Here is a 25,601-nt window from a genome sequence, read left to right as displayed (position 1 = left end):
TCTAAAAACAAATCACCAATATCTTCTAAGGAGAAGGTAGTCATGAGCAATGTGCCATCAGAATTGAAGTATGCATCCTCTCACGAATGGGTTCGTGCCGACGGAGACGGTGTTTATAGTGTCGGTATTACCGAACATGCGCAGGAATTATTAGGTGATATGGTGTTCGTTGATTTGCCGGAAGTGGGCAGCGAAGTCTCTGCTGGTAGCGATTGTGCCGTGGCTGAATCCGTTAAAGCTGCATCTGATATTTATGCGCCAATTAGCGGCGAAATCGTTGCGGTGAATACCGATTTGGAAAGCTCGCCAGAGTGGGTAAACAGCGCACCTTATACTGAAGGCTGGCTCTTCAGCATCAAGGCCGCAGACGAAGCCGAGCTGGCAAATTTGCTTGATGCCGATGCCTACCGCGCTACGCTGGACGAATAAGACTTCCGCCCCGTTTCATTCACTGAATCGGGGTGTTTTTTTGCTATCGCCCGACTGTTTCCCGTCCCATGCTTGACTCAGGAATTTGTTGCACATGACTCAGACTCTCAGCCAACTTGAACATAACGATGCGTTTATCCAGCGCCATATCGGCTCCAATGCTGAACAGCAGAAAGAAATGCTGGAAGCCGTAGGTGCCCGTTCGTTAAGTGCATTGATCCAGCAGATTGTTCCGGCAGACATTCAGTTACCTTGTCCACCGCCGGTAGGTGATGCCGCCACTGAACATCAGGCGCTGGCCGAACTTAAAGCGATTGCCAGCCAAAACCAACGCTATAAATCCTATATCGGAATGGGTTACAGCCCAGTACTGACGCCGCCAGTCATTCTACGCAACATGCTGGAAAATCCAGGTTGGTATACTGCTTATACGCCTTATCAGCCAGAAGTTTCTCAGGGGCGACTGGAAGCCTTGTTGAACTTCCAACAACTGACACTCGACTTAACCGGACTGGATCTGGCTTCCGCCTCTTTGCTGGATGAAGCCACTGCGGCGGCAGAATCCATGGCATTGGCTAAACGTGCCAGTAAGTTAAAAGATGCCAACCGTTTCTTTGTTGCTGACGATGTGCATCCGCAAACCCTTGATGTTGTTCGCACGCGCGCCGAAACCTTTGGTTTTGATGTGATTGTCGATCGCGCTGAAAAAGTGTTGGAGCTAGATGGCATCTTTGGTGCGCTGCTGCAACAAGTGGGTACCACCGGTGAATTGCACAATTACAGCGCATTATTGGCTCAATTGAAGCAACGCAAAATCATTACCTGTATGGCCGCCGATCTCATGACATTGGTGCTGCTGACGGCACCGGGCAAACAGGGTGCTGATGTGGCGTTTGGTTCGGCTCAGCGCTTTGGTGTGCCAATGGGCTACGGCGGCCCACACGCCGCTTTCTTCGCTTGCCGCGATGAGTTTAAACGCTCAATGCCGGGTCGGATTATCGGGGTTTCCCGCGATGCTGCCGGTAATACGGCGCTGCGTATGGCGATGCAAACTCGTGAGCAACATATTCGCCGTGAAAAAGCCAACTCCAACATTTGTACTTCACAGGTTTTACTGGCCAATATTGCCAGCCTGTACGCGGTTTATCATGGTCCACAAGGTTTGCAGCGTATCGCTGGGCGAATCCATCGTATGACGGATATTCTGGCTAGCGGTTTGCAGCAGGCTGGGCTGACGCTGCGTTTCAAAACCTGGTTTGATACGCTGACGGTTGAAGTTAAAGACAAAGCGGCAGTATTGGCGCGGGCGTTGAGCTTTGGTATCAACCTGCGTACTGATATTCACGGCGCAGTGGGTATTACCCTGGATGAAACGACTTCTCGCGCAGATATTCAGACGTTGTTTAATTTGTTGGCGGGTGATGCACACGGTTTGGATATTGACAAACTTGACGCTCAAGTTAGCCAAGACAGTCGTTCCATTCCTGAAGCTTTGTTGCGTAAAGATCCTATTCTGACGCACCCGGTATTCAATCGCTATCACAGCGAAACCGAAATGATGCGTTATATGCATCGTTTGGAGAAAAAGGATCTGGCACTGAATCAAGCTATGATTCCATTAGGTTCTTGTACCATGAAGTTGAATGCTGCCGCCGAGATGATTCCAATCACTTGGCCAGAGTTCGCTGAATTGCATCCGTTCTGCCCACCAGAGCAGGCGGCGGGTTATCAGCAGATGATTGGTCAACTATCACAATGGCTGGTGCAATTGACTGGCTATGATGCCGTGTGTATGCAACCGAACTCTGGTGCTCAGGGTGAATACGCCGGTTTGCTGGCGATTCGTCGCTATCATGAAAGCCGCAATGAAACCGAACGCCATATTTGCCTGATTCCTAGCTCGGCTCATGGTACTAACCCGGCATCGGCGCAAATGGCTGGTATGTCAGTGGTGGTGGTCGCCTGTGATAAGCAAGGCAACATTGATTTACATGACCTGCGTCAGAAGGCCGAAGTCGCCGGTGATGAGCTTTCCTGCATCATGGTGACTTATCCGTCAACCCACGGTGTGTATGAAGAAACCATCCGTGAAGTGTGCCAGATTGTTCATCAGTTTGGTGGGCAGGTTTATCTGGACGGCGCGAACATGAATGCGCAGGTCGGTATTACGACGCCGGGTTATATTGGCGCAGACGTATCCCACCTTAACCTACATAAAACCTTCTGTATTCCTCATGGCGGCGGCGGGCCGGGCATGGGGCCGATAGGTGTGAAAGCACATTTGGCACCTTTTGTTCCGGGTCACAGCGTGGTGCAAATTGATGGCATGACCACCCAGCTGGGGGCGGTTTCTGCGGCTCCATTTGGTAGCGCATCTATTCTGCCAATCAGTTGGATGTACATTCGCATGATGGGTGCCCAAGGGCTTAAACAGGCGAGTCAGGTTGCCATATTGAACGCCAACTACATTGCTACCCGTCTGAAAAATGCCTATCCAGTGCTGTATACCGGCCACGATGGCCGCGTAGCTCACGAATGTATTCTGGATATTCGCCCGTTGAAAGAAGAGATTGGCATTAGCGAAATGGATATCGCCAAGCGTCTGATCGATTTTGGTTTCCACGCACCAACCATGTCCTTCCCGGTTGCTGGTACTTTAATGGTTGAGCCAACAGAGTCTGAAAGCAAAGTTGAGTTGGATCGCTTTATTGCCGCCATGCTGGCCATCCGTGCTGAAATCGACAAAGTAGCCAAAGGTGAATGGCCGCTGGAAGATAACCCGCTAGTTAATGCACCACACATTCAGGCTGAACTGATTGGTGAATGGCAACATCCTTATAGCCGCGAGCTGGCGGTATTCCCGATTGCAGGCGTAATGGAGAATAAATACTGGCCGACGGTAAAACGTTTGGACGATGTTTATGGCGATCGTCATTTATTCTGTTCCTGTGTACCTATCAGTGATTACGAGTAATTAACGTTCGAAATCTGTATAGAGGGCCGCGAAAGTGGCCCTTTTTACGTGGTAAGCCAACTGATTGGCTTGAGAACGATATTATTTGCTAATAAGTTGTTTACCATAGGGTTTTTATCGCTGGTGTCGGCAAGGTCGTAAACCATCACATCACTCGCATCGATTTCGACAATATCGTGCAATAACGCCATTTGAATCCCCCGATTGATATTGACTCCCTCATTAGCATTTTGCCGTGCCAGCGGAGCATCGCTGAGTTCTCCTGACGTCCGCAGACAATGAGCTTGGTACGACGCTAAATAGTTTTTAGCTTATCAATTTCTATCAAAAACTGAATTGAGTCAGTCAGAGAGCAAAAGCCCAAAATCGGTGGGGGAAACGACATAATAAACCTTGGTAGTCAGTAGGGCGGATAACGATATCATTTTGGTAAAAATTAATTTAAAACAGTTGGTTATTTCTATTTTTCACGGTGTGTTTAGGCCGGTGAGCTATTTTATTAGCTTATGAGTTTTTATCGGGTTACAAAGAATGACAGATTATTTTGAGCTTACACTTGTACACTGGAATGATTCTCAGATAACCTAAAAGTAGTATTTTTATACAATGACTTCGTGAGGATCTCAACAAGAATGAACAGGCCTGAACCTGAAATAATATCCCCCAACCATATACAACGTAATCAACAGGATATATCCGTATTGAATAATGAATCAGTGAAATCGGCGAGCGCCGAGGCCCCGTCTTATCCTTGGGCCGAGGAAATTGCCAACAGTATCAGCCACGGTATTGGCGTGGTGTTAGGTATTATTGGGTTGGTACTATTACTGGTACAGGCCGTTGATAACGGTGCAAATACGACTGCGTTAACTAGCTACAGTTTATATGGCGGCAGTATTATTGTGTTGTATCTAGCCTCGACCTTGTATCACGCGGTGCCGTATCGTAAAGCCAAGCATTGGCTGAAGAAATTTGACCATTGCGCCATCTACTTATTGATTGCTGGTACTTATACACCTTTCTTATTGGTTGGACTGGACTCTCCTCTGGCGAGAGGATTGATGGCAGTAATCTGGGGGTTAGCGTTGCTTGGCGTTATCTTCAAGTTAGCTTTCGCTCATCGTTTTGAAGTGCTTTCATTGATCACTTATCTGACTATGGGGTGGTTATCGCTGATCGTTATTTATCAATTGGCGGTTAAGTTAGATATGGGGGGCCTCGCATTGTTAGCCATCGGTGGTTTGCTGTACACCTTGGGCGTAGTGTTTTACGCGTCTAAACGCATTCGGTTTGGTCATGCGATATGGCATGGCTTCGTCTTAGGCGGTAGCCTGTGCCATTTTATGGCGATATATCTCTATGTTTAATTTTGGGGTAGATATCGGATACTGAATCGGGTGTGGCGCCAGCATCCGATTGACTTTTTCTGCCATGAGTCGACTCGGCAAATTATCGGATATTTAGAGGCCAGAACCGGCCTCTAAATATCATGATGACCTGATAGCTTACTTTTCTTCTTCCAGAGAGTAGGGCAATGGCTGAATATTCAACACTCCGGTACTCTCTTCCCTAACTCGTAAGATGCTATCCGCCGCCAGATCGTTATTCAATACGGCCTGAACCCAAAGTGAACCCTCAGCCAGTTGTACGGCGGCCAGTACGGTACCGGTGCGACGCCAATTTTCACCCAACTGCCATTCCAGATCCTCACCCGCTTCAGGTACCCGCTCAGCCTGTCCAGCAAGCCAGTACAACGCGCGCTTGTTGGCACCACGATACTTTGCACGGGCAACCATTTCCTGCCCGGTATAGCAGCCTTTGGTAAAACAGATACCCGCTAGCGCCTGAATATTGGTGGCCTGGGGAATAAACTGGGCGCTATTCGGGCTATCAATCACCGGAAATCCGGCTTCAATTTCCAGCGCTAGCCATTGCTGGCTACTATTTAATTGAGCCTGATCACCCAGTTTGTCAATCAGGTTCTGAACCTGTATTGCCTCAGTTACCAGTAAAAAACGCTCGGCCGGAAGGGTAAAGTGCAACAGCGTTGTTTCGCCACATTGCACCACCGATTTTTCTGCCGTAGGCAGCTCAGGGAAGCTTTGCGCAAGGGCTTCTCTGGCATTTTCGCCAGCAACACCGAGCAGAATGCAGTCAGCCGGTGCTGCAAAGGTGACTTTCGAGAACACAGCGTATTTTTTCAACTCGGCAAGCTGATTTTCCAGCAGGTTACGACGTTCGATAAAAGCGAAGCTTTCGCCACGATGAAACAGCCGCAGGTCACTCCACATCTTGCCTTTAGCATCACAATGGGCGGTGAGAACATGTTGATCCGGCGCCAGGGTTTCGACGTTGGCGGTGAGTTGACCCTGAAGATACTTTACGCGGTCGGCACCGGTTACTGTAACTAATGCCCAATCTTCCAATGAAATCAGCGTCAAAGGTAGCGTAGAAGAGGCGGAAGGTTTGCGAGTAGAGAGCGGAGTTGCATATGCCATGTTACATCCTACCAATAAGGTGTCGTGAACTTATGCCTCAATGGTAAAAGAGGCGGTGAGCTTTGCAAAGGGTAATTATCCGCATTCACCCTTGTTGCAGTCCATCCTGCGGTACAATACGCAAATATTGGCTAATGAGATGATTAATGCGGGTAAAAAAAACGGATTGCTTTATCATTTAACGTCTTACTCCGCGTTTTCGCGGCGTTGGGGATACCAAATTGCTACTCTATCGGGCAACTGAGTCTGTGGCAGAATTTGGACAACATTTTAAGCAAGGGGTTAATCAGAACATGGAAATTGATAACAAAGCCCGAATCCATTGGGCATGCCGCCGGGGTATGCGTGAACTGGATATCTCCATAATGCCATTTTTCGAACATGAATATGACACGCTAAACGATAATGATAAGCGCGTATTTATCCGCTTGCTGACGAGTGATGATCCTGATTTATTCAATTGGTTGATGAACCACGGCGAGCCGCAGGATAGCGAACTGAAACGAATGGTTAAACTGATTCAGACACGAAATAAAGCCCGTGGCCCAGTGGCGATGTGATCTGCGGGTTTCATGGCGCACCCAACTTTTCTCACTATTGGTACACGGTGTTCTGGTATTACTGACACTGGTGGTACCTTGGCCTGACGGATTTACTCCGCTATGGCTTATATTGCTGACGCTGGTGGTGTTTGAATGCATTCGCAGCCAGAAGAACATTACCTCTCGACAGGGAGAGATCCGGCTTAAAGCGGGAAATCTGTTGATTTGGAAGTGGCAAGAGTGGACGTTGGTGCGGCCGCCGTGGATTACCCGCTACGGCGTATTATTATCGTTACAAGGCGCTGGCAGCCGCCGCCGAAAACGTATTTGGCTAGCCTCCGACAGCATGTCGGAAGAAAAATGGCGCGAGTTGTGTCTGATATTACGACATACTTTTGATTCTGCGGCAGGCCGTGAGTAATGAACCCATCGATCTGGTGGATGGAAGACGAATCGAGCATAACAGAGACGCGAATCTACACTGGGAAGGTGAGGAATTTGACGTCAAATGTTTGAGCGTGGCGAGCCGTTGCTGGCAGCATTGCACAACGGCTTTCCAGCATAGCGATTATAGCAATGGCTCCATTTCCACTAGAATCTGCTCACACCATTGTTCAACGCGTTGATCGGTCAAATCGTATTGGTTCACGTCATCCAAAGCCAGACCAACAAAATGTTTACCGTCGGCAGTGAGCGGTTTCGGGCTGGTAAATTCAAACCCTTCAGTCGGCCAGAAACCAATAAACTGCACGCCAAGGGGGAGCATATGATCATGCAACATACCCAATGCATCTAGGAACCACTCGCTATAGCCGAATTGGTCACCCATGCCATACATGGCGACAATTTTGCCCTGTAAATTCAACTGAGTCAGTTGCGGCCAGATAACTTCCCAATCTTCCTGCAGTTCACCAAAATCCCAAGTGGGGATACCGAGAATCAGCACCGGGTACTGCTCCATCAGGCGAGGGTCGACGTCCTTCAGGTTATGTAAATCTACCAAGTCTTCGCCGAGGATTTCACGGATTTTTTCTGCCACAATCTCGGTATAGCAGGTGCTGGAGCCGTAAAAGAGACCAATCTTCATGATGTGTAGCCATAGCATTAACGAATAGGAATAGCATCGAGTGTATCAGATTTGTGTGCTCATCAGGCATAATGCCATGCTAAGTTCAATCAATGAGAGGAGCCAGGATGCAACAGCAAAATAACCCGCTGATTGAACAGTTTTTGGATGCTCTGTGGCTAGAACGCAATCTGGCCGAAAATACGTTAGCTTCGTACCGTCTGGATCTTCAGGCGCTGGCGGGCTGGTTACAACGCCATAATAAAAGTCTGTTATTAGCCGATCCTCTGGATCTGCAATCTTTTTTGGCAGAACGTATTGAGGGCGGTTATAAGGCTACCAGTTCGGCTCGCTTACTGAGCGCCATGCGGCGTTTCTTTCAGTATTTATACCGGGAAAAACTGCGGGAAGACGATCCGACGGCATTGCTGTCGTCGCCAAAATTACCTCAGCGTTTACCGAAGGATTTAAGTGAAGCGCAGGTTGATGCCTTGCTGAATTCACCGAATGTTGATATTCCGTTGGAACTTAGAGATAAAGCCATGCTCGAAGTCCTTTATGCCACCGGACTACGAGTTTCAGAACTGGTTGGTCTGACCATCAGTGACGTGAGCCTACGCCAAGGGGTGGTTCGCGTTATCGGTAAAGGCAATAAAGAGCGGCTGGTTCCTTTGGGGGAAGAGGCGGTTTACTGGATTGAGAATTATATGGAATATGGGCGTCCCTGGCTGATTAACGGTCAGGCACTGGATGTGCTATTTCCCAGTAATCGCAGCCAACAAATGACCAGGCAGACTTTCTGGCATCGAATCAAACACTATGCGATCCTTGCGGGTATTGATAGTGAGCGTCTTTCCCCCCATGTATTACGTCACGCATTTGCTACGCATTTGCTAAATCATGGGGCAGATTTACGTGTCGTCCAGATGTTATTAGGTCACAGCGATTTATCGACCACCCAGATTTATACTCATGTAGCAACGGAACGCTTGAAACAGCTACATCAACAGCATCATCCTCGCGCATGATTGTGCGGTAGAAAAGAAATAGGATTATTGAATGAAAAAAAGTTTACTGCTGCTGCCATTTTTGATGGCATCGCTGGTCGGCCTAGCTCATGCCGATGATACGGCTATCTACAACACCTTGAAAAAGCTCGACATTAAAAACGCTGAAATTCAACCATCGCCGATTGCTGGTTTGAGTACGGTAGTGACCGAGAGCGGTGTGTTGTATATTTCCGCAGATGGAAAAAACCTGCTGCAAGGCCCGTTATATGATGTTAGTGGTGCTCAACCAGTGAATGTCACTAATCAACTTTTGCTGAAAAAATTGGAAGCATTGAGCGGCGAAATGATTGTGTACAAGGCTCCACAGGAAAAGCACGTTATTACGGTGTTTACCGATATTACCTGTGGCTACTGCCATAAATTACACGAAGAAATAAGTGACTATAATGCCCTCGGCATCACGGTGCGTTATCTGGCATTCCCACGTCAGGGGCTGAGTTCTCAGGCTGAAAAAGATATGCGTTCTATCTGGTGTACTGCTAACCGTAATAAATCCTTCGATGCGGCGATGAAAGGTGATGCTATCTCTCCAGCCACCTGTAAAACCGATATAGCCAAACACTATCAATTAGGCGTGCAGTTCGGTATCCAGGGCACACCGGCCATTGTGTTGCAAGACGGTAGCGTTGTTCCAGGCTATCAAGGGCCAAAAGAAATGCTGGCGATGTTGAACGCACGTCAGGCCAATCAGAAAACAGGTGGTTAATCACCGGTGGCGATAAAAACTCAACTCCGTCGTCGCGAGGCCGCTGATGAAAGTGGCCTGCCGGCAGAATTACACCCATTGCTGCGCCGCCTATATGCCACGCGTGGGCTGAAAAGCCCAGATGAACTGGAGCGTGGTGTTAAAGGCCTGCAACCTTATGGGCTACTGGATGGCATTGAAGCCGGTGTGAATTTATTGCAACAAGCGCTGGTCGAACGTCAGCGCATCATGATTGTGGGCGATTTTGATGCTGATGGTGCCACTAGTACGGCATTGGCGGTGTTGTCGCTCCGTAGCATGGGCTGCGGTAACGTTGATTACCTGGTGCCTAATCGCTTTGACGATGGTTATGGTCTTAGTCCAGAAGTGGTTGAGCAGGTTGCAGCGCGTGGAGCCGACTTGATCGTCACCGTTGATAACGGTATTTCTTCACATACTGGAGTCGATTTGGCTCATGTGAAAGGGATAAAGGTTCTTGTTACCGATCACCATTTGCCAGGTGAAGTACTGCCCGCAGCGGAAGCCATTATCAACCCAAATCTGGTGGGTTGTGATTTTCCGTCAAAATCTCTGGCAGGAGTGGGGGTGACTTTCTATCTGATGCTGGCGTTGCGTGCGCGTTTACGCGAGAGCGGCTGGTTCGAACAACGGGCTTTAGCCATACCGAATTTGGCTGAGCTGCTGGATTTGGTAGCATTGGGTACGGTAGCCGATGTGGTGCCACTGGATGCCAATAACCGTATTTTGGTGCATCAAGGATTGAGCCGTATTCGCGCCGGAAAATGCCGCCCAGGCATCAAAGCGCTGCTAGAAGTGGCAAATCGTGACGCTCGCCAACTGGCTGCTAACGATTTGGGCTTTTCTCTCGGGCCACGCTTGAATGCTGCCGGTCGACTGGATGATATGTCCATTGGGGTCGCGTTATTGTTGAGTGACGACATCGCTCAGGCTCGAGCGCTGGCCATTGATTTGGATACTCTGAATCTGACGCGCCGTGAAATTGAGCAAAGCATGCAAGTCGAAGCCTTACAACTGTGTGAGCAACTGGAACGCACCAGTAGCGAATTGCCTTACGGTATTGCCATGTACCACGCTGAATGGCATCAGGGCGTCGTGGGAATTCTGGCTTCACGAATCAAAGAGCGTTTCCATCGTCCGGTTATTGCCTTTGCGCCCGCCGGCGATGGGATATTGAAAGGCTCAGGTCGTTCAGTCGCAGGTCTACATATGCGTGATGCACTGGAACGACTAGACACATTAAACCCCGGTTTGATGCTGAAATTCGGTGGACACGCTATGGCTGCGGGTTTATCACTGGAGCAGGATAAATTTGATGAATTCCGCCAGCGGTTTGCTGCCTTGGTGGGTGAATGGATGGATCCCTCTCAGCTTGAAGGCGTTATCTGGTCAGATGGCGAACTGACTGGCGTCCAATTGACGTTGGAAACGGCGGAGTTATTGCGCGACGGCGGCCCTTGGGGGCAAGCTTTCCCTGAACCAACCTTCGACGGTAAATTTCGCCTGCTACAACAGCGGCTAGTGGGGGAAAGGCATCTTAAACTGATGCTGGAACCGTTAAGTGGCGGCCCGTTACTGGATGGTATCGCATTCAATATTGATACGACTTTGTGGCCGGATAGCAGCGTGCGAGAGGTTAAACTGGCTTATAAATTAGATATTAATGAATTTCGCGGTAACCGCAGTGTTCAATTGTTGATTCAGCATATCTGGTCCTATTAACCAGAATGCTAAAACCGCGTTAAATGCTACGGCTAATGGTGCTATTCGCCGATATAGCACCATAAATATAATAATACAATTAACTCGCTATAAACCGTCGTTGAGATCCGTTAGAATTATTGGTTCGAATGGCATTCCGCCATCAACGACTCAACCTAAGACATCAAAAAAATGTTTGAAATTAATCCGGTAAAAAGCCGTATTCAGGATCTGTCCGATCGGACCGCCGTTATCAGGGGGTATCTTTGACTATGATGCCAAGAAAGAGCGACTGGAAGAAGTAAACGCCGAACTGGAGCAGCCTGACGTCTGGAACGAGCCTGAGCGCGCGCAAGCCTTGGGCAAAGAACGTTCCTCACTGGAAGAAATTGTCACCACAATTGACGAGTTGGCTCAAGGTTTGGAAGACGTATCTGGTCTGCTGGAACTGGCTATTGAAGCTGACGATGAAGAGACTTTCGACGAAGCTGTTGCCGAGTTGGAAATTCTTGATGGCAAATTGGGCCAGTTGGAATTCCGCCGCATGTTCTCCGGTGAGTATGACAGTGCAAACTGTTACCTGGATTTGCAGGCTGGTTCCGGCGGCACCGAAGCGCAGGATTGGGCCAGCATGTTGCTGCGCATGTACTTGCGCTGGGCCGAAGCCAAAGGATTCAAAACCGAGATCATCGAAGAATCTGACGGTGACGTTGCTGGTCTGAAGTCTGCCACTATCAAGATTATCGGTGATTACGCATTTGGTTGGTTACGTACTGAAACCGGCGTGCATCGCCTGGTACGTAAAAGCCCGTTTGACTCCGGTGGCCGCCGCCATACTTCATTCAGCTCCGCCTTTGTCTATCCAGAAGTTGATGACGATATTGATATCGAAATCAATCCGGCTGATTTGCGTATTGATGTATACCGTGCTTCCGGTGCCGGCGGTCAGCACGTAAACAAAACTGAGTCTGCGGTACGTATTACTCACATACCAACCAATATTGTGACTCAGTGCCAGAACGACCGTTCTCAGCATAAAAACAAAGATCAAGCAATGAAACAGCTGAAAGCCAAGCTGTACGAGTTTGAGATGCAAAAGAAAAATGCTGATAAACAGATGTTAGAAGACAATAAGTCCGACATCGGCTGGGGCAGCCAAATCCGTTCTTATGTACTGGATGATTCCCGTATCAAGGATTTGCGCACTGGCGTTGAAACGCGTAATACGCAGGCCGTACTGGATGGCGACCTGGATAAATTCATTGAGGCAAGTTTGAAAGCCGGGTTATGAGGAACTGAAATGTCAGAACAAAAACCACAAGTCGCTGAGCAAGCGCAAGAACTGAATAGTGAGTTACAGGCACGCCGTGAAAAATTAGCGGCACTGCGTGAGAAGGGTATTGCTTTTCCTAACGATTTTCGTCGAGAGAACCTTTCTGACCAGTTGCATGCTGCGTATGGTGATAAAGATAACGAAGAATTAGAAGCCCTGAGTATTGAAGTGACCGTTGCTGGTCGAATGATGACTCGTCGTATTATGGGTAAAGCTTCATTTGTGACCTTGCAGGATGTGGGTGGCCAGATCCAGTTGTACGTTTCCCGTGATGACTTACCGGAAGGCGTCTACAACGAAGAGTTTAAAAAGTGGGATCTGGGGGATATTCTCGGTGCGCGCGGTAAGCTGTTTAAAACCAAAACCGGTGAACTGTCTATCCACTGTAGCGAACTGCGTTTACTGACAAAAGCTCTGCGCCCTCTGCCTGATAAATTCCATGGCTTGGCTGATCAAGAAACCCGTTATCGCCAGCGTTATCTGGATCTGATCGCTAACGACGAATCCCGCAACACATTCAAAGTGCGTTCTCGGGTTATGTCCGGTATCCGCCAGTTCATGGTGGAAAAAGGCTTTATGGAAGTTGAAACCCCAATGATGCAGGTGATTCCCGGCGGCGCATCTGCACGCCCGTTTATTACCCATCATAATGCGTTAGATATCGATATGTATCTGCGTATTGCGCCGGAACTGTATCTGAAACGTCTGGTTGTTGGTGGTTTTGAGCGCGTATTCGAAATTAACCGTAACTTCCGTAACGAAGGTGTTTCCCCTCGCCATAACCCAGAGTTCACCATGATGGAACTCTATATGGCGTATGCGGATTACAAAGACCTGATCGTGCTGACTGAAGAACTGTTCCGCACTCTGACCGAAACTATTTTGGGTAGCAGCGTAGTTAAGTATGGTGAACAGGAATTCGATTTTGGTAAGCCATTTACCAAACTGACGATGAAAGAAGCTATCTGTAAATATCGTCCTGAAACCAATGTTGCTGATCTGGATGATATGGACAAGGCTGTTGCTATTGCTGAGTCATTGGGTATCAAGATAGAGAAAAGCTGGGGCCTGGGGCGCGTTCAATGTGAGATCTTCGAAGAAACCGCAGAGAGTCACCTGATTCAGCCAACCTTCATTACTGAATATCCAGCTGAAGTTTCCCCGCTGGCGCGTCGTAACGATGATAATCCGTTCATTACTGATCGCTTCGAATTCTTTATTGGTGGTCGTGAAATCGGTAATGGTTTCTCCGAGTTGAATGACGCGGAAGATCAGGCAGAGCGCTTTGCTGAACAGGTTCGAGCAAAAGACGAAGGCGATGATGAGGCCATGTTCTACGACGAAGACTACGTCACTGCACTGGAACACGGTTTGCCGCCGACAGCGGGTTTAGGCATTGGTATTGACCGTATGGTTATGCTGTTTACCAACAGTCACACTATTCGTGATGTGATCCTGTTCCCAGCAATGCGTCCGGTAAAATAAGTTTGACGACATTGATAAGAGGGCGCTTCGGTGCCCTTTTTTACGTCTAAAAAATAGTAAGGCAAGCGCCGAGGATGTTAACCGCTTAAAATACCGACAGTTAAACGGTATCTTCCCTTGCTGATGTGCCATAACCGGTTATAATGCCACTCGCACACCGATGCGGGTGTAGTTCAATGGTAGAACGGCAGCTTCCCAAGCTGCATACGAGGGTTCGATTCCCTTCACCCGCTCCAAAACTTCCTTAACGTATTAATTCCACTGTCTTTTTAAAAATCATACGTGATGGCACTCGTGATCCTCCTACAAAGGAGTGATACAGCCGATGGCTCAGCGTTATAATCTCTATCGACGTTCCAGCGGGATATACGTTCTGCGGATCACCGTTCCGGTTCGTTATCGTGCCCTGATAGGGCAGCGTGAAATACATTCATCTACCCGCACAACTCACCTTGCAAATGCCAGAGTGATCGCCGCGCGTTTGCTGGAGAAGTGGTATGCGTCTCTGGAAGAGTTCAGACAATTGGATAAAGAGAAGATTCGGGGTAATGCCCCACTGTTAGCTGGCGCTGGTAAAATCAGCCTGTCATTGTTTTGTGAGTCATTTGGGGTTGAGCTTGAGACGGTCATTCAGCATCTACTGGCGAACAACGTTCCGGTCTATTGCTTTGCTGAAGGGCGGACAGCTTTCCAAATCGAAGATTACACTGAAGTGGAGCGAGAAGATAACGGTGGTTTTGTGCTCAACAACCTTGAGCAGAAAGGCATAGAGGGCGTAATCCGGGGCTACGTCCGGCTGTTTCATTCCAGTTATGCGTTTAAGCAGTTATTAGAGCATGGGTATACTGATGAGGGTGCGTTCAGAACGAATGGTGATAACCGTCTTTCTATCTGGCTGATGGATTTCCCTGGAGTCAGATTGGATGCAAGTTCTTTGTTTATCAATAATGTGCAGGCTGAGAATCTGCGTAGCATCTGGGATAAAGCGTTGGCTAAATCTGAACCGGAATTGCCTGTTCTATCATGTGTTCCTGCTCTTGTATCAGCGCCAGTTTCTCCAATTGTTGTAGTCACTAACCCGTTTTGTAACCCGATATACGCCGCTAAAACTATTTCTGAAGTTCTGGAGAAGTTTATTGGATACAAGAAGACAGGGGATTTTAAACTTGCCAGTGAGAATAAAATTCGTTCGCGGATAGCTCACTTTATCGAAGTCATGGGCGACTTAACGCTTGCAGATTTAGATCGCGATGTAGTGAAAGATTACGTTGTCAAAATGCAGAATATGCCCGGTAATTTGTATTTGATGCGGCGTAGGTATGATGCTGAAGATTTTAACCAGCTTATCGAAAAAGCACTTGCTGCTGATGAGCCAAAAATGACTAAAGATGCTATAGAGCGCCATATAGCATCAATGGGGGCGATGTTGGAATGGGCACGCAAGGAAACCTACCTGATCGCTAACCCTACGGAAAACGTCTTAGCGAAACGTAAGAGAACAAGTAAAGATCAAGATAAGCGTAATCAATTCACTGATGATGAGTTAGAACTAATATTTTCCGCTGATTGGTTTAAAAAAGGCGCAGGTATACCAAATAAATTTGGGCGTTATATCAACTTTCGTCCTTATCACTATTGGCTACCATTGCTGGCTTTGTATTCCGGTGGTCGAATCAATGAACTGTGCCAGCTTTACATTTCTGATATTCGGATGAGCGAAAATAGTGTTGCGTATTTAGATTTTAACCTAGATACCCCGGATAAAGTTGTGGATGACGAAACGGAAGCTGACAAGTCATTGAAAAATATCAATTCTCAGCGACAGATGCCAATACATCCAGAACTCATTAAACTTGGTTTTCTCAAATATGTAGAAGCGTTGAAAGCGAACGGACAAGAACGCCTTTTTCCTGAATTAAAACATAATGAAATTAAAGGTTATCGCGGTTATGCATCGAAATGGTTTAACGAGAATTACCTCGGGAAACAACTTGAACTGCCACGCAACGGGAAGAGGGTTTTCCACTCACTTCGTCATAACTATGTTAACCACCTCGACAGGCTGGAATTAAGCGAGCGTATGATCGCGCAGTTGGTCGGTCATGCTCGTGGTAGCACAACTGCAATGACGACTTACCGCAAAGACCGGGCAGTTGAAGAACAATTCGATGCTATCTCTAAGTTAACCTACGACCTTCCTGATATTAAACCATTTGATGTCAAAGCGGGGCTTAAAGCTTTGAAGGATGCTTTACGCAAGCAGAGGCCGTGATATGTATTCGCTCACGTGCCATGGGAAGCTCTCTGGCACGTTTTCTATAAAGGGACGTAGATTTGCAGGTTTCAGATTTGTGGCGCTCTCTGGGGTGTTTGGTCTAGTTGGTTTAACAGAACATATGCAGTCCACTGTTTGAGAATATTTTAGTTTTAGTTCTCAATCTTTGTGCTCCAGAGTTGTTCCATCCTTTTCAGGCTCTGGTATTGTTGTTTTAAAGCACTATCAGGTGCATCAGTAGCTACCCTGTCAAACAATTCCCTGTTTGTGTCTTTGAATGCTTCATTCAGTAGCAGAGTGGTCATTTCATGCTTGGCTTGCATCTGCCTAAACTTCGCAAAATTCCTGTCCGCTCTCCGCTCACTACTGTAAATCCAATACCCCAAATACAGTGAGAAAATGGACATGGATACAACAACGGAAATGACAGGCTTAAAATCGTAGTGAAAGCCCACAAAAAGGCCTGTTGCAGCACCAACACACATTAAGACAACGGAAAATATCATGGTTTTTAGAAAAAGCTCCGTTTTTCCCATAGAACACCTACCATTAAAAGAATTCATGATTTGAGCCATTATGCCACTATAAGGATGATTCTGCCGCCTCCGAAGTTTTTAAACGCTATGCCTGAGAGGGGGACTGGCAAACCTAGGGCTTCCACTTTTCGGCGCGACAATTTTTCCGGTAGCTTTTGTCGTATTGGTTGGGGGCTGGTGGGGGCTAAGCTGAAACTTCAAAACAACTGAGTTGTATTTTCTTCTTAACTTATTGTTTTGTTTTATATGTTTTATTTAAACCTCTTCTCTGGGGAGCAAAACTAGCCCAAGGGATCAATGCGATAATTTGCAGTGAGATCCTTGGCTAATCAGGCTTCCGGAGTTGTAACCTCTTCTCTGGGTCCCTGCTTGGATCGGCGATGTGAGCTACTCTGCTTTAAAAAAGACTCACCAGAGTAAGCCCTTTGCAAAACATGATAACTCACTATTGGATATTGGCTATGCAAGTCCAAGACTCAGCACCTCACATAACCTCACGCACTCTGGCATACGCCGCCTTTCGGAACTAGACCAGTGGGTAATAGTGCGACCCTCTTTTCACCCCGGCTCCGCTACGCTAGCGGCTGAGCCTTGTTGATACGCCATTCCGGGTAAGCGTCTGTATACCAAAACCCCGAAAATGTATTCTAATAGTAACATTTCGAATCTCAAGTTCAACATGATTTTGATTCTACTTGGTTCCCAGCAGCACAAGAGTGAGGTCTTCACCACTAGGCATTGATGCCAGTCCCGTGTCTTTACGCATTTCAACGGTCATCGAAATGAATGCGTCTCTTTGAGGTTTCGTCGCCATTGAGGCCCCCAGTCTCTCGAATTCTGCGAACGCTTCGATCACTCGTCTAGAACCGTAGAGACAGATCCTGGCTTTTGCATCAGCGACTTTGATGAATGCGTCCGAGCGCTTTTCATCTGCTATTTTTTTGTCCGGTATATGTCTGGTTTGGGCTTGCTCGCAAACGCCCTTCAAATAATCCATGTATGACTTTGTTTTCATGTCACGCAACGCTCGTTTGTATTCGATTTGACGAGTAAAAACGTATTGGAGAAAAGCACCGATAATAACTCCAGCGAAGGGTAAATATGGGAGGAGAGAATCCAGCATCTTCAGTTCCGTTATTTCTGGGAGGATATCTTTATCATGCCTCGTTTTTGGGATGAGTAGCTATAGCAGTTCAACTGCTGCCAACAAACGACCGTTTTCCGGCACCTTCCAATTAGGTGCTTTCATACTGTTAGAAAATTAGCCTTGGCTTTTTTGGCAGGCCATCCTAAGTTGACACCGTTTTCTGGCAGGGGCCGGAAGAGGAGATGACTATGGCAATTTTTGGCTACGGGCGTGTTTCGACATCGCAGCAGGATACTGAGAACCAGCGTTTGGAACTTGAACAAGCTGGATGGACGTTCGACTTTTGGTTTACTGATGTTGTTAGCGGGAAGGTTCCTGCGGTGCAACGCAAAGCGTTTTCTGAAATGCTCAGCAAAATCCGCGATGGTGAAACGTTGGTAGTTGCAAAACTAGACCGTCTGGGACGTGATGTGATTGACGTTCTGCAAACTGTCAGAAAGTTGGCTGACCGAAATATCAAGGTTATTGTCCACCAGCTTGGCACGACTGATCTCACCTCCGCTGCGGGTAAGCTTCTGCTGTCAATGCTGGCAGCGGTTGCAGAGATGGAACGAGACCTGTTGATTGAGCGGACCCAGGCGGGTTTGTCGCGGGCAAAAGCCGAAGGTAAGAAATTGGGCAGACCTTCTAAAATAGCACCAGAAGCCCGTAGGGCGATTATAGAGAAAAAGAATAGCGGAACTAGTATCAGTGCGTTAGCGCGTGAATACGGTGTTTCTAGAGCTACTATTGCCACTATTAGCGCTGTTTAATTACGATCTTGATTTTTAAAAGCATAGGTGTTGGCGAACTTATCAGGATCGTTTTTAATTCAAAGATAAATTGGGTAGTTTTGGTAAGACAGAATTAAGGATATCTCATGGAACAGATAAAAGCCCCCGGCATCTTGGCAAGCAATATTGGTGAACCGATAAAACTAGAGAAGGTTGAACCCCTTATCGGCTTTTCCTCTGCCTATGCAGCTAAAGGAGATATGTGTCAGCTTTGGACGAAACACGGATTCACATCTGATCAGGATATTTTTCATCAAATAGCTAAAAGCTTCATTTCAACGCTTGAGCATTACACTCAAAGAGAAGGAAAATTCGTAAAGCTGTCTAACTGTGAAATGCTTCTTTTCATTATTCATGGGGATTTATCTGCTGAGATTTGGAATGATAAAGCCGCAGTGGCTAGCCGTATTATTATGAAAAAGCAAATTCAGCCAGGAATGGTTGTTTTTGAAAAGGAAGTTGCTGATATATTAGATGTGCATTTTCCACTTGTAGAGTTCAAGCAAGATGATAAAGTTATATGCTTGTTTAGAGAGGGGTGGCGCTTTGGTTTATATTTTGATTTAAATCGAGATGACGATTTTTCCGTGGATGATATGAATAAAAATCTTGGTGTTTTGCACCGAGTCGTGAAATATAAAAATATATACGACTCGATGTTCGATCCTGAAACTTTATCTTTTCTTGTCGCTCGTGGTTGGTTTCCTTTTGCTGAGTTGATCAACGACGGTTTTGATATACTCCAGTATCAAGAGAAAAATGATGAAGTGTTTGATAAATCAGCAAACCATCTTATCTCTCTGTTTGATAAGGATAGAGTGAATGCAATACGCAGTCGTTGGAACAGCAAAGTTTACCTAAATGAGAAGATGCCTATATTAGATGCGGCCTTTAGCTCTTACTATGATGGAAATTATATTGCGGCAATAAAAATTATACTTACTGAAATTGAAGGAGTTCTACAATCTTTTTATATAAAAGCGAACTTAAAAAAAGGTAGCAGCTCAGCCTTAACTGATTTCGCCAAAGATACGGCGATTAGAAAATTGCAAAGTAAAAATACGTTGCTCTTTCCCGAAGAGTTTTTGCTTTATCTTAAACAAAACACATATTGTAGCTTTGATTTGATGACAGGGACTGCCAGCGCCAATTCCAGACACTCTGTTGGTCATGGTGCCGCAGCAGCAAAAACTTATACGAAAGAGAAAGCGATCCAAGCTATATTAACTTTTGATCAAATCGTTTTTTATTTGTAAGAATAACGTATCTTTGATTTAGGGGGAAGTTACCCCCTATATTTACTCAAACGAAGCCGCGATGACTTCCCCGGTATTGGCGTTGAAAACACAAAAATACTGAAGCGGTATTTGCATCCCAAGGCTGTTAATCGCCTTAGCTTGTTGTCCGAACATTTGAATAGTTCGTTTGTTCTCGTCGTGCCAGAGGTAGATGTTGAATACCGGCTGCGCTTCACTTACTTGCCATACATGGCGAAACGTCGCTTTCTCATCCATCACCTGCTTGCACTTTTTGACGGGGTTATGATGTGTTTTTGCATAGCATTCTGGGTCGTTAATTGAGCACAAGGCATTTTGTTTTTCTGCCGGGTGTTCAGCGCTAACATCGGAAAATGCACTCACTCCCAGCACTAATGAGAGCGTTCCCAGAACACCCCATGAGATTGCTCGTAGACTGCTGATCTGCCGTTTTGATGTAACGTGAGCGACCACGCTGTAACTGGCCCAGCTAAGCACGGCTCCCGCTACCATCGGAAATATAAAGTCTGATCCCGCCATGATTTCCTCACTTGCCAAACAACATCACATCTCATAGTGAGTGCTGAAGACACCCAACCAGTGACAGCCATCATACGATATTGGTTTTATTTGTCACTATTAGTATTCATTTTGAATCTATTGATTTTAGCGATACAGGCTTCTTGTGAAGGTGCGTGTGCTCACAATTAAGGCTGTTAGATTCGAAATGTCACATATGGAGCGTGGCCTTACAGTGGTCAAAATTGCACATTCAGTGCATGAAAAAATCCCTGAGAATACAGTTTGGCGAGCGGGTAAAAGAACTGCGCATTGCCACCGGAATGAGCCAAGAAGCGTTTGCTGATCGGTGTGGGTTTGCCCGTAGTTATATGAGTCGTATTGAACGTGGTGGCTCCAACGCATCTCTGGATGCGATTGAGGTGCTGGCTAACGCTCTGAGCGTGGAGCCGTGGCAGTTGTTAGCGTCTGACTCATCTGAAGATAGTGACCCGGAATTACTGGTTCCCTATGCAGCTGATGGCTCGTGCTTTAATCCTGGACTTGCGAGCAGTCGCGATGGTTCGTTTGGTGTAGGTGATAAAGCGGCTCAGAAGCGTTTTGGCACGTTTTCCGAAGCTCTTGAGTATCTCCGTAGCATGGAGACAGCAAAATGGCGTAGGCCTAATCCTAGCGGCAACTGGGGCATCGTATCTGCGGTTCGTTGGGACAAACTAATAAAGTAGCTCAAGTGTAAGTTTATAAATTTTAATGCTGTATGGATGAACAGTGTTCATTGGTCGCTGATAGTCTCACGTTTCATCAGCTTGTCGCTGCTATAACGGCGAATGAAACTCCAAAATTCAGGTGCATTACGTAGGCGTTACGGTGGCGTTTAACTTTGGGTCAGAATGGATAAATTTGTATAAATAACATTGATTTGAATAGTTATTCGTCCCAAGAACCGTCGGGTTTTACCTCGTTTCAAAATCCGAACGCAGTGGCGTCTACTTAACGTCCACGCAGTTGCCCAGAAATGTTGTAGTTCCTCCTACAAAACCCTCCTACAATGCGTCAAGTTTTTGTTAATAAATCCATGGGATTACGAGATCTTTGGAGCGGGGGTGATTTCCCTTCACCCGCTCCAATATCAAGTCTTCTGAACTCCACCAAACCTTTTACTCTACTTCACATTTCCTGCATTTCAAATCAATCTACTTCAACACGCTTCTATCCAAATCAAGCCAGTTATATATAGTTTTATGTATAGAATATTTTTACTGCTTCAGAGCTATTCACATTGGACAAGGCTCTGCTGCAAACAGGATACTAAATTAACTCGTTTCCTCACTTATGGGGCTTAGAGACCACCAACCTGTGCATCAGAATTAAAACTGGAAGCGATTGCACCCATCGTTAAATACCACCATCGCCTATTTGCAACCGTACCCTGATTAGCGAGTGGTTAACCCTTGATTAATTAAACAGCCATTACTCTTTCTGAACTGTGTGATATACCTATTTAAGGTTTGAAATATTATGGTTTGAAACATTAAGGCTTGAAATAGGTAAGGTCTGAACAATGACTGAACAACTGTCCTCCGTACAACTTGATCTTGATAGCGTGGCTCAGCCTCCCAGAGTTTATATCAGGGGGGACTGGGTACTCGCGCATTACCGTTTTTTAGAACCTAAAGTGGCTCAGTTGCATGTGGACTTACCTGCATCTATCACGTTTGATCTCAGCCAATTAGGTAGATTGGATACCGCGGGGGCTACACTGCTTGCTACGCTTCTTGGCGGAGAGCGAATCAGTCATCTGCGTGAACTGGCACCATTGCTGCCTGATGAACGTCGGATATTATTGGAAACCGTCAGTCAGGTTTTACCCAATTTAGCATCTCAACCAACCGTAAAACCTCCGCCTTTCTGGATTGGCTTATTAGTGCCGATCGGCCAGTCAGTGGACAATTTATGGCAAGATTTTAAATCATTACTGGGTTTTACCGGTCTGACTCTCGAGGCGCTGTTCGGGACGGTTTTTCGTCCCTCCCGCTGGAGGATGACTTCTCTTATCGCCAATATTCAGCAAATTGGCCTGAACGCTGTTCCTATTATTATGCTGCTGACCTTTCTGGTCGGCGCAGTCATCGCCTTTCTCGGTGCAACCGTGCTGACTACCTTCGGCGCGGGCATTTTTACCGTTGATTTAGTGGTGTTTTCTTTCCTGCGCGAGTTTGCGGTTTTACTTACAGCTATTTTAATGGCTGGGCGAACAGCCAGTGCTTTTACTGCTGAAATCGGTTTGATGAAAGCCAATGAAGAGATCGACGCCATTCAGACTCTGGGGCTGAACCCGGTTGAACTGTTGGTGCTGCCTCGCGTATTAGCACTGTTGATTTCGCTGCCGATGCTAACCTTTATTGGTATGGTTTGCGGCATTTTTGGTGGCATGGTGGTGTGCGCATTAGCGCTGAATATCTCACCAACCATGTTTTTATCGATAATGCAAAACAGTAACGGGTTGCAGCATTTCCTCGTAGGTATCAGTAAAGCTCCAATTTTTGCTTTCCTGATTGCCATTATTGGTTGTCTGGAGGGATTTAAAGTCAGCGGTAGTGCTGAATCTGTTGGCATCCATACCACTACCAGTGTGGTGCATTCGATCTTTGTGGTTATTCTGCTCGATGCAGTTGCTGCACTGTTTTTCATGGAAATGGGGTGGTAAGCCAAATGACACAAAATGCGATCATCCAAATCCGTGACTTGGTTAATTGCTTTGGTAAACAGTGTGTTCACCAAGGTCTTAATCTTGATGTGCATCGAGGGGAAGTTCTCGGTGTGGTCGGCGGTTCGGGTACCGGAAAATCGGTTCTTTTGCGCAGTATTGTTGGATTACGTCGCCCAACCGCAGGCCAGATCCATGTCTTTGGTGAGGACTTAATGACGCTATCCGGTAACGCTCGTTCGATGGTAGAACGGCGATTTGGCGTATTGTTTCAACGAGGGGCGTTATTCAGTTCCCTTACGGTGACTGAAAATGTGGCGTTGCCCTTGATAGAAAACGCAAGTTTGCCACGGGCGGAAGCGGAGCGGCTGGCGCAGGTTAAACTGGCCTTGGCAGGTCTACCCGCCGAGGCGGGTAGTCAATATCCGGCATCGCTATCTGGTGGCATGGTAAAGCGGGTTGCTTTGGCGCGTGCGCTGGCGTTGGATCCGGATATTCTTTTTCTGGATGAACCAACAGCCGGGCTAGACCCGATTGGGGCGGCGGCTTTTGACAGTTTAATCAGAACATTGCGCGATGCGTTGAATCTTACCGTGTTCTTGGTGACGCACGATTTGGATACGCTTTATACGCTTTGTGATCGCGTGGCAGTACTTTCACAGAAGAAAGTGCTGGTGGTCGATACACTAGATACCGTTGCAGCAACGAATGATGCCTGGATTCAGGCGTATTTTCATGGTCCTCGTGGCCGCGCTGCTTATCAGGCTGCAACGAATAGTTCCGAGAGGTTGTAAGATGGAAACCCGTGCTCATCATGTCATTATTGGTTTATTCACTCTCATTGTGGTCAGCGCCGCGCTGCTATTCTGCCTATGGCTGACAAATGCCGGTTCTAATAGCCAATTCAGGCTATACGATATTGTGTTCAACGAACCTGTTAGCGGGTTGTCGCAGGGTAGTACTGTGCAATACAGCGGGATTCGGGTTGGAGAGGTTACGCAGCTACGGCTGGATAAAGATAACCCGAACAAGGTCTGGGCGCGTATTCGTGTATCAGCCTCAACACCCGTTCGGCAGGATACTCAAGCGCGTCTGACGGTCGCCGGTATCACTGGCACATCGAATATTCAGTTCAGCAGTGGTAGTCAGGGTAGTCCACGACTGGAAGGGGAAGATGGTGAGATCCCGGTTATCGTGGCGACCCCGTCACCGATGAGCCAATTGCTGGCTAACGGTGAGAACTTTATGAGTAATGTCAATGAAGTGCTGGTGCGGTTGAATCAGTTACTGGCACCGGATAACCAGCAGCGGCTGGTTAAGACATTGGAGAACCTTGAACTGGTCACGCAGACAGTGGCAGATCAGCGTGAAGATTTGCGCACGATGCTGCAACAATTGGCACAAGCCAGCAAGCAGGCCAATGACACTCTGGCACAAACCAATCGTTTGTTGCGTAATACCAATGGCTTAGTGGAAGGGCAAGGGAAACAACTGCTTAGTGATGCAGCTAAGACGATGGCATCATTGCAGAATACCAGTGTCATTCTCAATAAATTGGTGAATGAAAACAAAACCTCCCTCAATAATGGCATGCAAGGCATGAATGAACTGGGGCCAGCAGTTGATGAACTACGCAGAACATTGGCTACCTTACGCGCCGCTGTTTCTCGTCTGGAAGAAAACCCTGCGGCCTTATTGCGTGGCCGTGAAAGAACACAGGAGTTTACGCCTTAATGGTCTCTCTCAAATTGATACGTTACTCAGGCCGTCACGCGTGGCAGCTATTATTGTTACTACCGCTGATATTGCTCTCGGCCTGTACCATTTTACCCAGCGCATCGGTATCGCAGGTTTACCTTTTACCCGCTCAGACAGCCGCAACTACGCAAAGTGGGCCGACGGTTGACTGGTCGTTGAGGGTATCTCAACCGGTGGCTAACCAATTTATCAATAGCACACGCATTGCTGTACAGCCTCAGGGGCAGGAAATCGCCGTCTACAAAGCGTCACGCTGGAGTGATGCCACGCCGATTCTAGTGCGTAACCGCCTGATTCAGGAGTTCCGCGCTGATGGCCGTGTCCGTGCGGTCAGCAGTGACGATGATAGCCTTCAGGCAGATGTGGAGTTGAGCGGTGATCTGTCAGCGTTTCAGGGTGTCTATAACAGTGATGGTAGCATTGTACGGATCCGTTTTGATGCCCGTCTAGTCAGGGTTTCGGATCGACGAATTATTGCTACTCGTCAATTTGATATTCACCAACCGATCAAAGGCACTGATATGAATGACGTGGTTCAGGCGTTTGGTGCCGCTGGCGATCGATTGGCGGCGCAGGTGTTGAAGTGGACGTTGCAGCAGGCGCCGCAGTAGCCGTAGAAATAAACAAGTAACCGCATTGTTATCGCCCCGATGTACCAGTATTCGGCAGGTCGGGGCTTTCCTACCGATTTAATATAGAGTCGTGAATACATACTTGGTTTTGACCATGGAAAAGGTTCATGTGCTGTGCTTCCCGCTCGGAGTCTTAGCTTATCTTCATCGCCTATTTACAATAGTGTTAAATAAAG

General features: G+C 47.2%; 23 protein-coding genes, 1 tRNA gene and 1 pseudogene. 19 read left to right on the top strand and 6 right to left on the bottom strand.

The genetic code is table 11. The features are described 5' to 3' along the window. Positions 1-42 precede the first annotated feature (42 nt). Positions 43-429 (top strand): glycine cleavage system protein GcvH, encoded by a 387-nt coding sequence (gcvH, locus tag DJ39_RS16355; protein ID WP_004719202.1) that lies wholly within the window; start codon positions 43-45, stop codon positions 427-429. A gap of 94 nt (positions 430-523) precedes the next feature. Next, positions 524-3,403: an aminomethyl-transferring glycine dehydrogenase gene (gene gcvP / locus DJ39_RS16350; RefSeq protein WP_004719201.1), complete on the top strand. Its 2,880-nt coding sequence runs from the start codon at positions 524-526 to the stop codon at positions 3,401-3,403. 128 nt (positions 3,404-3,531) lie between these two features. On the opposite strand, the pseudogene DJ39_RS17785 reads toward gcvP, so the two are convergent. Next, a pseudogene (locus tag DJ39_RS17785) lies at positions 3,532-3,788 on the bottom strand (HD domain-containing protein); the annotation flags it as partial. Positions 3,789-4,104: 316 nt separating this feature from the next. Here DJ39_RS17785 and trhA point away from each other — a divergent pair. Then, entirely contained in the window at positions 4,105-4,770 is a 666-nt protein-coding gene (gene trhA / locus DJ39_RS16345; RefSeq protein ID WP_004719198.1) for a PAQR family membrane homeostasis protein TrhA, read from the top strand. Between the two features lie 138 nt (positions 4,771-4,908). On the opposite strand, the gene ygfZ is transcribed toward trhA, so the two are convergent. Continuing rightward, the gene (gene ygfZ / locus DJ39_RS16340) at positions 4,909-5,901 is read right to left on the bottom strand and encodes a tRNA-modifying protein YgfZ (protein ID WP_038241018.1); all 993 of its coding nucleotides are present in this window, start codon (positions 5,899-5,901) and stop codon (positions 4,909-4,911) included. Positions 5,902-6,194: 293 nt separating this feature from the next. Between ygfZ and sdhE the strand changes: the two genes are divergently transcribed. Both sdhE and DJ39_RS16330 read left to right on the top strand, forming a co-directional pair. Beyond that, a complete protein-coding gene (sdhE, locus tag DJ39_RS16335; RefSeq protein WP_004719196.1) occupies positions 6,195-6,461 on the top strand; it encodes an FAD assembly factor SdhE in 267 nt (88 codons plus the stop codon). Then, positions 6,442-6,864, top strand: a complete 423-nt coding sequence (locus DJ39_RS16330; protein ID WP_038241020.1) for a protein YgfX — start codon at positions 6,442-6,444, stop codon at positions 6,862-6,864. Before sdhE ends, DJ39_RS16330 begins: the two co-directional genes overlap by 20 nt. 147 nt (positions 6,865-7,011) lie before the next feature. Here DJ39_RS16330 and fldB read toward each other — a convergent pair whose 3' ends face one another. Then, positions 7,012-7,530: a flavodoxin FldB gene (gene fldB / locus DJ39_RS16325; RefSeq protein ID WP_038241022.1), complete on the bottom strand. Its 519-nt coding sequence runs from the start codon at positions 7,528-7,530 to the stop codon at positions 7,012-7,014. Between the two features lie 107 nt (positions 7,531-7,637). Between fldB and xerD the strand changes: the two genes are divergently transcribed. The 7 genes from xerD to DJ39_RS16290 all read left to right on the top strand — a co-directional run bounded on the left by xerD (position 7,638) and on the right by DJ39_RS16290 (position 16,094). Then, positions 7,638-8,537: a site-specific tyrosine recombinase XerD gene (gene xerD / locus DJ39_RS16320; RefSeq protein ID WP_004719193.1), complete on the top strand. Its 900-nt coding sequence runs from the start codon at positions 7,638-7,640 to the stop codon at positions 8,535-8,537. A gap of 31 nt (positions 8,538-8,568) precedes the next feature. Then, the gene (gene dsbC, locus DJ39_RS16315) at positions 8,569-9,285 is read left to right on the top strand and encodes a bifunctional protein-disulfide isomerase/oxidoreductase DsbC (RefSeq protein ID WP_004719192.1); all 717 of its coding nucleotides are present in this window, start codon (positions 8,569-8,571) and stop codon (positions 9,283-9,285) included. 6 nt (positions 9,286-9,291) lie between these two features. Beyond that, positions 9,292-11,025, top strand: a complete 1,734-nt coding sequence (gene recJ / locus DJ39_RS16310) for a single-stranded-DNA-specific exonuclease RecJ (RefSeq protein WP_004719191.1) — start codon at positions 9,292-9,294, stop codon at positions 11,023-11,025. Between the two features lie 171 nt (positions 11,026-11,196). Next, positions 11,197-12,295 (top strand): peptide chain release factor 2 gene (gene prfB / locus DJ39_RS16305; RefSeq protein WP_096823597.1). Its coding sequence is split into 2 segments (ribosomal slippage): positions 11,197-11,271 and positions 11,273-12,295, totalling 1,098 coding nucleotides; the frame shifts between segments, so codons are not numbered across the junction. A gap of 9 nt (positions 12,296-12,304) precedes the next feature. Continuing rightward, the gene (gene lysS / locus DJ39_RS16300; protein WP_004719189.1) at positions 12,305-13,822 is read left to right on the top strand and encodes a lysine--tRNA ligase; all 1,518 of its coding nucleotides are present in this window, start codon (positions 12,305-12,307) and stop codon (positions 13,820-13,822) included. Between the two features lie 162 nt (positions 13,823-13,984). Next, positions 13,985-14,058: transfer RNA gene (locus tag DJ39_RS16295), tRNA-Gly, on the top strand. An 89-nt stretch (positions 14,059-14,147) separates the two neighbouring features. Beyond that, on the top strand, positions 14,148-16,094 hold the full coding sequence (locus DJ39_RS16290) for a site-specific integrase (RefSeq protein WP_004719188.1): 1,947 nt from the start codon (positions 14,148-14,150) through the stop codon (positions 16,092-16,094). Positions 16,095-16,249: 155 nt separating this feature from the next. On the opposite strand, the gene DJ39_RS16285 is transcribed toward DJ39_RS16290, so the two are convergent. Continuing rightward, positions 16,250-16,672: a hypothetical protein gene (locus DJ39_RS16285; RefSeq protein ID WP_040154925.1), complete on the bottom strand. Its 423-nt coding sequence runs from the start codon at positions 16,670-16,672 to the stop codon at positions 16,250-16,252. 652 nt (positions 16,673-17,324) lie between these two features. Next, positions 17,325-17,756 (bottom strand): hypothetical protein, encoded by a 432-nt coding sequence (locus DJ39_RS16280; RefSeq protein WP_032906545.1) that lies wholly within the window; start codon positions 17,754-17,756, stop codon positions 17,325-17,327. Between the two features lie 212 nt (positions 17,757-17,968). Here DJ39_RS16280 and DJ39_RS16275 point away from each other — a divergent pair, with 212 nt between their 5' ends. Further along, positions 17,969-18,532, top strand: coding sequence for a recombinase family protein (locus tag DJ39_RS16275; RefSeq protein WP_038251588.1), 564 nt, complete (start codon positions 17,969-17,971; stop codon positions 18,530-18,532). A gap of 107 nt (positions 18,533-18,639) precedes the next feature. Next, on the top strand, positions 18,640-19,809 hold the full coding sequence (locus DJ39_RS16270; protein WP_004719186.1) for a hypothetical protein: 1,170 nt from the start codon (positions 18,640-18,642) through the stop codon (positions 19,807-19,809). A 42-nt stretch (positions 19,810-19,851) separates the two neighbouring features. Here DJ39_RS16270 and DJ39_RS16265 read toward each other — a convergent pair whose 3' ends face one another. Next, complete coding sequence (locus DJ39_RS16265) at positions 19,852-20,349, bottom strand: hypothetical protein (protein ID WP_038251586.1); 498 nt, start codon at positions 20,347-20,349, stop codon at positions 19,852-19,854. A 239-nt stretch (positions 20,350-20,588) separates the two neighbouring features. Here DJ39_RS16265 and DJ39_RS16260 point away from each other — a divergent pair, with 239 nt between their 5' ends. The 5 genes from DJ39_RS16260 (at position 20,589) to DJ39_RS16240 (ending at position 25,404) form a co-directional block, all read left to right on the top strand. Beyond that, on the top strand, positions 20,589-21,053 hold the full coding sequence (locus tag DJ39_RS16260) for a helix-turn-helix domain-containing protein (protein WP_038251793.1): 465 nt from the start codon (positions 20,589-20,591) through the stop codon (positions 21,051-21,053). An 836-nt stretch (positions 21,054-21,889) separates the two neighbouring features. Next, the gene (locus tag DJ39_RS16255) at positions 21,890-23,035 is read left to right on the top strand and encodes an MlaE family ABC transporter permease (protein WP_038251585.1); all 1,146 of its coding nucleotides are present in this window, start codon (positions 21,890-21,892) and stop codon (positions 23,033-23,035) included. 5 nt (positions 23,036-23,040) lie between these two features. Then, positions 23,041-23,829 carry an ABC transporter ATP-binding protein gene (locus DJ39_RS16250; protein WP_004719182.1) on the top strand — a complete coding sequence of 263 codons (789 nt, stop codon included), beginning with the start codon at positions 23,041-23,043 and terminating at the stop codon, positions 23,827-23,829. 1 nt (position 23,830) lies between these two features. After that, entirely contained in the window at positions 23,831-24,769 is a 939-nt protein-coding gene (locus tag DJ39_RS16245) for an MlaD family protein (protein ID WP_004719181.1), read from the top strand. Continuing rightward, positions 24,769-25,404 (top strand): ABC-type transport auxiliary lipoprotein family protein, encoded by a 636-nt coding sequence (locus DJ39_RS16240; RefSeq protein WP_038241031.1) that lies wholly within the window; start codon positions 24,769-24,771, stop codon positions 25,402-25,404. Before DJ39_RS16245 ends, DJ39_RS16240 begins: the two co-directional genes overlap by 1 nt. Positions 25,405-25,601 lie beyond the last annotated feature (197 nt).

The sequence above is a fragment of the Yersinia ruckeri ATCC 29473 genome, from assembly GCF_000754815.1.
Classification (GTDB): Bacteria; Pseudomonadota; Gammaproteobacteria; order Enterobacterales; family Enterobacteriaceae; genus Yersinia; species Yersinia ruckeri.
Note: the sequence above shows the minus strand (reverse complement) of the source record. Positions and strands in the feature narration are given on the sequence as shown.